The sequence below is a fragment of the Streptomyces tateyamensis genome (assembly GCF_003205575.1).
Lineage (GTDB): Bacteria > Actinomycetota > Actinomycetes > Streptomycetales > Streptomycetaceae > Kitasatospora > Kitasatospora tateyamensis.
The window spans coordinates 1-10207 of sequence record NZ_PYBW01000199.1 but is presented as its reverse complement, the minus strand read 5'-3'; the positions used below and the strand labels follow the sequence as shown (position 1 = coordinate 10207).

10 protein-coding genes are annotated in these 10207 nt (G+C 69.8%); 8 read left to right on the top strand and 2 right to left on the bottom strand.

The genetic code is table 11. The features are described 5' to 3' along the window. Nucleotides 1-740 precede the first annotated feature (740 nt). From C7C46_RS32345 to C7C46_RS32320, 7 genes are all read left to right on the top strand, one after another. Nucleotides 741-1394, top strand: a complete 654-nt coding sequence (locus tag C7C46_RS32345) for a helicase associated domain-containing protein (protein ID WP_110673488.1) — start codon at nucleotides 741-743, stop codon at nucleotides 1392-1394. A 615-nt stretch (nucleotides 1395-2009) separates the two neighbouring features. Further along, a complete protein-coding gene (locus C7C46_RS34540) occupies nucleotides 2010-2549 on the top strand; it encodes a hypothetical protein (protein ID WP_146259307.1) in 540 nt (179 codons plus the stop codon). A 101-nt stretch (nucleotides 2550-2650) separates the two neighbouring features. Beyond that, nucleotides 2651-2944: a hypothetical protein gene (locus tag C7C46_RS32340; protein ID WP_110673487.1), complete on the top strand. Its 294-nt coding sequence runs from the start codon at nucleotides 2651-2653 to the stop codon at nucleotides 2942-2944. After that, nucleotides 2941-3282, top strand: coding sequence for a hypothetical protein (locus C7C46_RS32335; protein WP_110673486.1), 342 nt, complete (start codon nucleotides 2941-2943; stop codon nucleotides 3280-3282). The genes C7C46_RS32340 and C7C46_RS32335 overlap by 4 nt, the downstream gene beginning before the upstream one ends. Before the next feature lie 214 nt (nucleotides 3283-3496). Further along, nucleotides 3497-4285 (top strand): abortive infection family protein, encoded by a 789-nt coding sequence (locus tag C7C46_RS32330; protein WP_245985288.1) that lies wholly within the window; start codon nucleotides 3497-3499, stop codon nucleotides 4283-4285. Nucleotides 4286-4432: 147 nt separating this feature from the next. Beyond that, on the top strand, nucleotides 4433-5296 hold the full coding sequence (locus tag C7C46_RS32325; protein ID WP_110673484.1) for a hypothetical protein: 864 nt from the start codon (nucleotides 4433-4435) through the stop codon (nucleotides 5294-5296). Between the two features lie 386 nt (nucleotides 5297-5682). Next, nucleotides 5683-6168: a hemerythrin domain-containing protein gene (locus C7C46_RS32320; protein ID WP_110673483.1), complete on the top strand. Its 486-nt coding sequence runs from the start codon at nucleotides 5683-5685 to the stop codon at nucleotides 6166-6168. Nucleotides 6169-6206: 38 nt separating this feature from the next. On the opposite strand, the gene C7C46_RS32315 is transcribed toward C7C46_RS32320, so the two are convergent. Both C7C46_RS32315 and C7C46_RS32310 read right to left on the bottom strand, forming a co-directional pair. Further along, nucleotides 6207-7694, bottom strand: a complete 1488-nt coding sequence (locus C7C46_RS32315) for an ISKra4 family transposase (protein ID WP_110673482.1) — start codon at nucleotides 7692-7694, stop codon at nucleotides 6207-6209. 70 nt (nucleotides 7695-7764) lie between these two features. Further along, nucleotides 7765-8307 carry a hypothetical protein gene (locus C7C46_RS32310; protein ID WP_110673481.1) on the bottom strand — a complete coding sequence of 181 codons (543 nt, stop codon included), beginning with the start codon at nucleotides 8305-8307 and terminating at the stop codon, nucleotides 7765-7767. 906 nt (nucleotides 8308-9213) lie between these two features. On the opposite strand from C7C46_RS32310, the gene C7C46_RS32305 reads away from it, so the two are divergent. Beyond that, nucleotides 9214-9741 (top strand): hypothetical protein, encoded by a 528-nt coding sequence (locus C7C46_RS32305; RefSeq protein ID WP_146259306.1) that lies wholly within the window; start codon nucleotides 9214-9216, stop codon nucleotides 9739-9741. Nucleotides 9742-10207: the final 466 nt, after the last annotated feature.

Sequence of the window (10207 nt, the reverse complement as noted above, 5' to 3'; positions counted from 1 at the left end):
CGTCCGCGCACCCGCCCTCCCCCGCCCCCCCCCCCCACCCCCGCCCCTGCCCCCACCGCGCCCCGCTGCCCCCCCCCCCCCGCCGCCCCGCCCGCCTGCACTGCCTCCCCCCCCCCCCCCCGCCCCGCCCCGCCCTGCCCGCCCCCCCCGACCCCCCCTCCCCCTGCCCCCCCGCCCCGCCCACCAACGACCGCCTGCCACCCCCACCCCCCGACGACCCCCACCACCGGGCCGCCGAACGCATCCACCGCCTCACCCACCCCCAACACGCCGCAACCCTCGCCACCGCCCTCATCACCGGCGCCCCCTTCCACCACCTCGCCACCGCCACCTCCGCCGACTACCACCCCACCCGCGCCACCCTCACCCTCCACGCCCCACCCCACGGCCGAACCCCCGCCCGCTGCGCCACCCACCACCCCCCGCCCTGGGCCAGCCCCCTGCTGAACGCCGCCCCCCACTACCTGAACCTCACCACCGCCGGCACCCGCCTCCTCGCCCCACCCGACCACGCACTGGCACCCCTGCTGCAGAGCGCCGAACACTGCCACCTCGCCCCGCCCCAACACCCCCACCCCACCAGGCGACCCACCCGCTGCGCCTTCCCCGGAGCGCTGCCGGACGGCCCCGACTGGACGGCCTTTGTCGACGTTCCCGACGTGCCCCCGCACCTGGCCGGCGCAGTTCACCGGCGCCGCCGACTGAAGGAAGAGGGCACGCGCTGGCGCGAGTGGGAACGCATGTACGCCGCAGCAGCCGCCTTCTACGCCGCGCACCACCATCTGGACCCCACCGACCTCGACCACGACGGCCCCCTGATGGCCTGGATCGTCCGGCAGCGGCACCTCAAGGGCTGCGGCGAACTCGGCCCCACCCGTATCACCGAACTCGACGCACTCGGCATGATCTGGTCGAAGAACGCCAATGCCTGGGAGAGGGGCCTGGCGTACGCGAAGGCCTTCCACCACCAGCACGGTCACTTGGCGATCCCGGCCACCGCGAAGCTGGACGACTACGCGGTGGGGGCGTGGATGCGCCGCCAGCGCAAGGCCGCGGGCCTCACCCACGACCAGGCGGCGAAGCTGGACGGGCTGGACGAGCTGTGGCGCTTCGAGCCGGACTGGAACCGCTCCTACCGCCGCCTGCTTGCCTACCTCGCCGTCGGCGGCACCCTGGACGGCCCGGCGAACCGCACCGGCGGCGAAGCCGACCCGACGTTCCGGCCCGGCACGTGGCTGCGCAAGCAGGACAAGGCCCGCACCGTGGGGAAGCTGACCGAGCAGCAGACCGCGCTCCTGGACGAGCTTCGCCGACCGCCGTGGCCGTCACCGACTGACTCGCCCAATTCGCCTCGCGGCAACAGCTTCGGTCGCAACAGGCCCGTGGGCTGCTGAAACCGCCGAGCGGCTTGCCAGGTCTCGGTGATCGGGTACTGCGGCCACCGGATCTGGCGTCTGGTCAGATGTGCAGGCGAACCCACAGGATCCCGTGGGACACCACGGCACCGCCAAGTGCGGTGGCGGCTCCCCGGACCATGTAGAGGCTGGCGTCGCGACGAGCCCTGCGTACCCGCCGCTTCCATCGACCGGTGTCCTCGGGCGGGCTCGAATTCATAGGTAGTTCCGGGTTCGCGAGGTTGCTCGTAGGGGCGGGACCGGACATGCGCTGCTCCTTCAGGTCGTGTCTGCTGCCGATAGCTCCCTGCCCACCAGGGGGCCGGCGTGCTTGCGTGGCGGCTGTGCCGCTGTCCAAGCAGTGAGACGCCTCGGAGGCGTTTCCAGGTCGACGACGACAAGATTTGCACCACGAAAGGGCCTTTGACCAGCGGAAATAGGCGATTGTTCAAAGAAGTTTCCACAGGTACTTGAGAGCCAGAACAAAGCACATTCGGGTAAGCGAAGGCTTATATGAGCTCTAGTCAGTCAGAATGTGTCTACCTGGGTCTTCGTGAAGCTTGGCCTGGCGACCCGAGCCTTGCTGCACCGGGTGATTGGTAGAGGGAGGCATCGGTGCCCAGGTTGTTGAAGATGCCGACCCGGGAGACACTCCCCGACGGCCCGAAGCGGAAGTTCGTCGCTGAGCTCCACATGCACTATCGAGAGGCCGACCGGCCGAAGCTTCAGGAGATCGCTGGCGCGACCGCGCTCGCGCCAGACGACAAGCCCGTCCGCCGGGAAACGGTCCGCCGAATCCTCACGGGTCAAGGTGACGCCACCTGGAAGAACGTCGACCTGGTCTTGCGCGCCCTCTGTCACCTTGCCGGTCAGGACCCAGAGCGCAGGCGTTGGGAGTACGACGGATACGACGACGACACCACTTGCCGTGACCATCTGCGAAAGCTGTGGCACGACAGCATCGACGACGAAGACCTCGACGTGACGCCACCACCACGATCCGAGCCCACGCCTCCTCCTCAACCGCAGACCGGCGGCTGGGGGTCCCAGCAAGCCAGCGGATTCGGGGCCCCGCCGCAGCGAACACCAGCCGACGATCCGTGGGCTCAGGCAGCACCAGGAAACGGCAAGTACACGGAGGAACCACCGTTCTGACCACTGCTTCCGGTCCTCTTCGTGCTGCGGGGCCGCCCCGGTCCGCGCGGTCTTCGACTTCCCGCTGGTGCGCGGCTCGATGTGGCTGTGTTGGTCCGGTCATGACGGCATTCCGCACTCTGCACCAGGGCGCCGGCTTCGCCCGAGGATGGACGGAGAAGGACGTCGACGGCCTGGACGGCTGGGTGGCTTTGGTCGACGGCCGAATCGGCCTCGGTGCCTGCCCGGGCCGCGCCGTGCCGGAGCCCGTCGTGCACGCCGAGGCATGGGAGGCTGGCGCGACGCTGCACCCCGCCCGCACCGACCACGCCCAGGACGAGGACGAGCCCGACGACCAGGAGCACGGGCTGCTCAGCGACGTCCGCGGTCGGTCAGTCGCCGGGCGGCCGGGATGACCCTGGAGAACCTCCAACAGGCCCTGCACCGGGCCCGAGACGACGAGCGCACCGCCGACCGGTACGCCGACGCCGGAGACGAGACCGCCTTCGGCATCGCGGCCGTCATCTGCGCTGAGTGGCAGCGCGTACGCGACCACACCGCCAAGACCCGCGCCGAGCGCCACGACCCCGACCACGACACCGCCCTCCAACACACACCGCGCGCCCAACCTCGACCCCGTTACGCTGCGCCGGGTCATGAGCTGGCTGGAGCCACCTGCACCGCGGCCCTCGCGCTACGCGGCCCCGAGCAGGCCCCGCCTACCCGTCCGAGGGCGCGCCGCAGCCAGTTTTGACCGACCCAGCAATTGGCGACCACAGCGAATAACGAACACACCGACGGCCATCCCGGAACATCGGGGCGGGCCTCGGCCCAGCCCGCGCCGAAAACCCTCCTTCACGCAGTGATTGGTCCGGTATCGTCCCGTCATGGTCATAGGCCGACCCGAACTCATCAGCCCGGCTACCCGAAATGCCTTCCGCTCACTGTGTACGGACATCGTGCTCCGTGTGATCGAGACGAGCTGGGAGAACCAGGGCTTCGCACCGGTTGCCCCGGGTGATCTCCGCTACCAGGACTCCGGGGCTCGCCGCACCGCCTTCCAGTCCTATGCGCAGGCCGTGGACTGGACCGATCCAGCCCACGTCGACCGCGCCCTGATCGTCTTCGAGGACCTGGTGCTCCACGGCATCCGCGAGGGATGGCAGGGCACGTGGATGGACGAGATCGCCGTCCCGCTGGAACGCGACGGCCTGACCGTCAGCGAGCGAGGCCGCATCGCCTGGGTCCGCCCACCGTTGCGCAGCCAGGCCCAGGACCTCAGCGGCCTGCGCGACCCCTCCGGGATCCTTGCCGAACTCCAACGCGTCTCCCGCGACCTTGCAAGCGATCCGGCCGGCGCCATTGGCAGCGCCAAGCAGCTCATCGAGGCGACCGCCAAGACCGTCCTGCTGGAGCGCGGCCTGGCTGTCGACGAGAACGCCAAGGTCCCCGCCCTGGTCAAGCAGGCCCAGAAGGCCCTCGCCCTCGACGCCTCGGCCGTCACTCCCGGCCCCGACGGCACCGACGCCGTCAAGAAGATCCTCGGCGGAGTCGCCGCCATCGCCGTCGGCGTCGCTGAACTGCGAAACCGTGGCTATGGCACCGGCCACGGCCAGGCCAGCACACCGACCGGACTTGGCGCCCGCCACGCCCACCTCGCAGCCAACGCTGCCCTCACCTGGTGTGAGCTCATGCTCGACACCCTCCGCGACCCCGCGGCACCCTGGCGTAAGGCCACCCAACAGCCGACGACCTAGGCCAGTACCTGATTCCGCGAGGCGGCTGTTGACGCGGCTCGGTCGAGGCTCTCCGCTGCTCAGGGGGTTCACATCGTGCCCAGCGAGCAGTACCTCACTGGGGCCGCCACCATGGCGACAGACCGCCGTGGCAGGAGGACATGAGCCATGACCCTGAACCTGACGCTGGTGAGCCCGAACCTCATCGTTCAAACGTCCGACTTTCGCCTTACAGCCGGCCGCGAGATCAGGAGTCACACTGCCCAGAAGCAGACTGTCCTGCAGTACCGCGACTGGTCTGGCTTGGTCTGCTACACCGGCATTGCGAAGTGGGGTGACCACGACACCGCCGCCTGGCTCGACCAGGTGCTGCCCCACCCAGCGGGGCAGCGGACGCCCCAGGACATCGCTGACACTTTGGCGCGCAAGGGCAGAGCCTGGCTGCGCCAGATCCCGGAGGAGCACCGGGTACACGCTTTCACGCTGACGACCTTCGAACAGGGACGTCCGACTGTCTACCTGGTCTCGAACGTCATGCGGCCGGACGGCTCGTGGAAGTCGGAGCGGCCGGCCGCGTTCTGCTGCTACCGCCTGCAGCCCGAGCAGCCGTGGTGCCTGGTGACGGGCTATGCCCCCGCTGTCGACAGCAGACAGACGGCGTCCCTCGAAGCGCTGATGAACGCTGGCACGTCGCCCGCGCGACTTCGACGGGTGGCGGCCGAGGCCAGCAGGGCCGCGGCCAGCCGCGCGGAGAACACTGTGAGCGAGGAGTGCGTGGCCTCCCACCTGAGCCCGGACAGGGCCGGCGAGTCGGAGGTCTTCGGCAACCTCCCGGCCAGGTTCATGCCGAACGGGACCATAGACGGCCGACTGATAGCCCCTCAGCTCGTTGTTGACGAAGGGGACGGGCCCCAGCGGCTGGTCGGAGCAGAGTGGCACGTGGACTCCGGCGGGGCAGTACGAGTGATGAACGGTGCATACCGGCGGCTGGATCAGCAGCAGGGCACCGGCTGGCGGGAAATGGACGGCTAACTTGCGCCCAGGCCGCCCGCCGCGAGAACCAGGAGCAGTTGGTGGCCGCCCGGGAGGCGAACGCCGCGGTGCGCCCGTGCTGGACGTGCCGGGGCTCGATCGGCGGGGAGGGAGGGCTCGAAGCTGGAGCTGCAGGAGAAGGACGACCTGGACCGGCTGGAGTGCCCGGGTTGCGAACAGGCCCGCACGGAAAAGGACTTGGGTGTGGTTCTTCTGGAGTGAAGGGCTGAGCTGGCTGAACGCTGGGGGCATGGAGCCGGCTATAGGCGCGGGCAGGCAGCGTGCTTGCCGTAGCGCCCCGTTGCGTGATCGGATTGCGGCAGCATCGCGTGCCGGTGGCGGACTACGTCAGGCATGGAGGTGCGGAACCGAAGGGACCGCCATCCGTGGCTTCCCGCGATGGCGACCGTGTGGCCGCCTTGAGTCTGCAGCTCTCACAAGCACATCAAGAACTGCGTCGTCAGGTCAACGAGATCAGGACAAGTCTCGGACAGCGCCGGTTGAGCGACGACGCACTTGTCACCCACTGCCTGGCGTTTTGTGCCGCGCTGACGTCGCACCATCAGGGCGAGGACGACGGGCTGTTCTCCCAGCTGCTGCGCGAACGTCCGGATCTCGCGTCGACGGTCGCGAGTCTTGTTGAAGATCACGGCATGATCGCCTCGATCCTGTCCCGTGTGCGTGGAATCGCTGACAGGGCTGCCGAATCGCGCGGCCCGGTCCTGGAAGCGATCGGGCGTGAGCTTGACGGATTGGCGGCGATCATGGAATCGCACTTCGGCTATGAAGAGCGGGCGATCAGCAAGGCGCTCGACGACGGAGTACCTGACACCGACTGGACCGACATGGTCTTCCGGTTCGGTACGGCATGAGTCGAGAGGGTTGTGGCTCTTCGTCGGAAGGTTCGTACTCAGGCCATGAGCTCGTATTCGTCCTGGTCGGGGGTGGGGTAGAGGCGTTTGTGCTCGCGGGCGGTGTGGTAGCGCCAGTAGGGGCCGAGGTCGCCGTTGGAGACGAGGGCACGGAGTCGGAGGACGGCTTCGGCTCCGTCAAGGCCCCAGCGGGCGCCGGTGATGTCGAGACGGTCGGCGATCAGGTGGCGGCAGGCGCCTTCGATCGCGCCGGTGGCGATCGGCCAGCCGCTTTCCAGCGCCGTGTCGTAGTGGAGCTGGTCGAGGTGGCCGGTCAGATAGCGGTGGCAGGTGTCGACGGCCTCGCGCCGGGCAGCCGACAGGTGGTCCCGCTCAGCCTGGGTGATTATCTCGTTGGCGGTGCGGGCGGCGTGGCCTGCGAGGATCGCGGTCAGGTGGTCGGCGGCCCAGACGTACTCGGCGACGTGGACGAAGTCCAGCAGGATGTGGATCGTGACGCCGCGTCGGGCCGCCTCGGCGGTGATCAGATCGAGCTGGTGGCGGGCGCCGTCGACCAGGACGACCCAGGGCCGCAGGTGCTTCGGGTCGCGGGCCTGAGCTTGGTCGAAGGCGTCGGCGATGACCTGCCCGGGAGGGCGGATGAGCGAGGCGGTGCACCACTTGTTCTCCGCTCGCGGACCCGGGCGGACCGGTCGCTCGTCGCTGCGGCCGCCGGGCGGGTGGATCACGTCGTGGGGACGTCTGGGCGCCGGGCGGGTATCGAAGACGCAGGCCACGGTCGCCATTCGCTTGCGGTTCGGCTTCTCGCCCGGTGCGAGCCGTGCGCGGTGACCGCCCTCGGCGGCGGCTTTCGCGGCGGAGCGGCGGGTGGCCTCCCGCAGGGCCTCGGGCCGCATGACCACGCCCTTGCCGTCGATCTGGACCACCAGCGGCATCTGACGGCTGCACGGGAGCGGGATCCTCGTCCGGTAGAAGCCGTCGACATCGACGGCGGCGGCGACCACCAGCTCTTCGAGCCGGCGCTTGCCCAGCACTTTCCCGCAGCGGCGCTCGACGGCCTGCTGGGCCTGGTCGAACGAGCCGCGCACCGCTTCGGTGACCGCGAGCCGCCGCAGGCCCATCGAGTGCCGGCCCGCCGGCAGGGACAGCGCGGCATCGGCCGGGTGGACGTTGCCAGCGCCTGGGCCCCGGTGGGCGATGCGGGTGACGCGGACCAGCCCGAACATGCTGGCCAGCCAGCGTTCGTGGCCCGTCTCCCGCCAGGGCCGCACCCGCCCCTCCGGGCCCCTGACGACCGGGCCCGCGCCGGAGCAGACCAGGTTCTCCTCCCGCACCGCGCGCAGGTCCAGATGGTCCTGCAGCAGCTGCCGCAGTAGTTCCCGCCCCGCCGTCTCCAGGTGTTCTTCCAGCTCCGCGTGAGTCCACGCGTCCGCATCGCCGCCTGACAGGGTGCCCATCAGCGTCTCGAAGGCGTTGATGGAGCGGGCAAAGGGGTCAGCGGTGGCATGAGTGTCGTACTGTTTCATCTCCAGGGCTCTTCCTGTCCCGCATCCGATATGGGTCGCACCTTCGAATGTAGGCGGAAGAGCCCTGCTGCTAAAGGGAGTTGGACGAAGCAGCCGTCCGGTGGCGGGCGGGCGTGAACAGTCCCGGGGCGTCCTCGTCCAGCCAGCCCCGCTCCACCAATCGCTTCAGCTTCGAGCGAGTGCCCTCGATCTTCCCGGTCTCAGCCGGCAGCCCGATCCTGGGCGCGATCTGCTTGGCACGGACCGGTCCCGGCGCATCGGCTACCACCTCCACGATGTCCCGATACGCCCGCGGCAGGGCGTCAACTCCCATACCGGGCTGCCAGTTCGGCACCGTCAACACCCCGACCACCCGCCGCTCCACCCCCGCATACGCCGACGCCACCCGCTCTCCCGCAGGCGGCTGTCCGGCATCGGCTGTCACCGCGGGCATCTGGGGCGTTATCTCCGCGAGCACCTCGGCGAGCGTCTCCCGTGTGATCCGCAGACGCTCCATCCCCTCCCGGGCCAGCTCCAACTTGGCGACGACCGCCGAGAGTTCAGCCTCGAACTCCTCCACCCGCGCCCGGGCGAACGCCTCGCGGGCCTCCAACTCCTCGAACAGCGAACCCATCCAACCGCCCTCCTCCACCATCAAGGTAGAGACGAACAGCCCCCAGCGCAGCCCCGCTCAACGTTCTCCCAGTTCAGCCCTTCCCTGCAGAAGAACCGCACCCAAAGGACTTGGGCCCGCTGATGCTGCCCACCCGGACCAAGCGGGAGCTGATAGCTGCGCTGGTCTCGGCTCCGGATGATCGGTGGTGGGAGGAACGGGTGCTGCCCGCGAGGCTCTACCCAGCGAGGGCCGTCGGGTGTGACCTGATGCGGCCTGGGGCGTGGAATGGCCTCTCGTGTCGTGTTGGTTGGACCTGTTGGGTAGTGGGTGGATGGCTAGTGTGGTGACTGTTTGTGCTGGCTAGTGGGGTCGGGGGTCCTGTCGGTTCGCTGGTGGGGTCGGTCGGGGTGTTTTGGGCCTGTATTCGGATGTAAATTCCGCAGTGAATTCCGTCTGTTTGTTTTGGTGGGTTGGCTGCTAATGGTTTCCTGGGTTCGGTCTGGATTTATGGGTGTGGGGTGGTGGCGGGGGTCGGTGTTCGGTTTTGGGTGGCCAGGCTGCGCCGCTGTCCAGGCCCGTGCCGGGCTGGCCTCTGTCCGCGTCGGCGTCTGGACCCGCGCGGGGCTGGTCTCTGCCCGTGCCGCCGCTGACGGCCCACCGCTCCTGCCCGCTGGGCTGGGGCAGCCGCTCCTGCCCGCCTCGCTGGGCCCGCTACTGGGAACTCTTGGGTCGGCTTGGACGCTGGTTCGCAAGTACCCCTGCACGATCGCCCGGTCTCCGTGGCGGAGGAGAGGAGCACGCGCGGTGAGCACGCCCCCTGCTGGCAGCCAGGACGGGATGGTCTTCTATCCGACCACGCTCAAGTGGGGCCGTGAGACGTACTCGCGGCATCCTGAGCCGACGAGCTGGTGCTGCCATGGTCACGTGCCAGGGCTCGACCCTGCCACCTACCGGAGGGCCGTCTCCGTGCACGAGGCCGGCCACACGGTGATCGCCCTCCATGTCGGGATGCACGTCAAGGACGTCAAGATCGTCGAGCGCACCCGGGACCTGGGCTGCGGACCGCGGCTTGAGCTGGAAGGCACTATGAGCCCGGGCGACTACGAGCTGGCGCACTCGGCGGTGGTCAAGCAGTTGGCAGCCGGGGAGCGGGCCGAGCAGCGATGGCTCCGGGACTACGGCCTCTGGACCCAAGACCGCGGGTGGGCTGCCGAGATGGGCGCCCTGCACGACCGCGATGCGGCTATCCCGAGGCTTCGGATGTTCACCGGGAGCGACGACCTGGCGACCGTGCTCGGGGCGTACGTCCACTTCGGGGACCAGGCGGAGGAAGTCCTTGGCCAGCACTGGCCGGCGGTGCTCGCCGTGGCAGGAGCACTCGACGAGGAAGGCGAGCTGACCGGCGACCAGGCCGCCACTCTCGCTGGCCTGCTGAACCCGCCGCCCGCCTGAGTCGTCCGGGGGTCTGGGGGTGCAACGCGGTGTTGGGCTGGGGTGCAACATGGGGTCGTGTTGCGGGTCTGACCTGGTGTTATGTGGCTGGGGCGGGGGTGGGTGGGCGTGTTGCACTTCGTGTTGCGCTGGTCCGCCGGCCTCGGCGGCCCGCCGCCGCCCGCCCGCGCCACCCGGTGGCGCGCTCCGCTGCTGGGGCCTGGCCGCCGTCTGGTCGGCCGCCAGGCCGTCCCGCAGCGCCCGACTTGGCCGTCCTGCCCACCGGGCCCGCGCCCGCCCTGGTGGCGTCCCGCCCGTCGCCGGGGCTGCCCGCTGCTGCGCCCTGGTCGTTCGTCCAGGCCGCCGTCCTGGCCCCCGGGTTGCTCGGCCGTCTCGGGGCCCGCCCAGGCCGCGGTCCTGGCTCGGTGTTCGGTTTGGTGTCGCTGCTCCGGGAATTGCTCCGTTGACCTCGGGTATTCAGCGGGTC

Excerpts from the sequence above, each read along its gene's own strand:
- C7C46_RS32335 (WP_110673486.1), top strand. The coding sequence starts at position 2,941 with ATGACCCTGGAGAACCTCCAACAGGCCCTGCACCGGGCCCGAGACGAC.
- C7C46_RS32340 (WP_110673487.1), top strand. The coding sequence starts at position 2,651 with ATGACGGCATTCCGCACTCTGCACCAGGGCGCCGGCTTCGCCCGAGGA.
- C7C46_RS32325 (WP_110673484.1), top strand. The coding sequence starts at position 4,433 with ATGACCCTGAACCTGACGCTGGTGAGCCCGAACCTCATCGTTCAAACG.
- C7C46_RS32315 (WP_110673482.1), bottom strand. The coding sequence starts at position 7,694 with ATGAAACAGTACGACACTCATGCCACCGCTGACCCCTTTGCCCGCTCC.
- C7C46_RS32310 (WP_110673481.1), bottom strand. The coding sequence starts at position 8,307 with ATGGGTTCGCTGTTCGAGGAGTTGGAGGCCCGCGAGGCGTTCGCCCGG.
- C7C46_RS32345 (WP_110673488.1), top strand. The coding sequence starts at position 741 with ATGTACGCCGCAGCAGCCGCCTTCTACGCCGCGCACCACCATCTGGAC.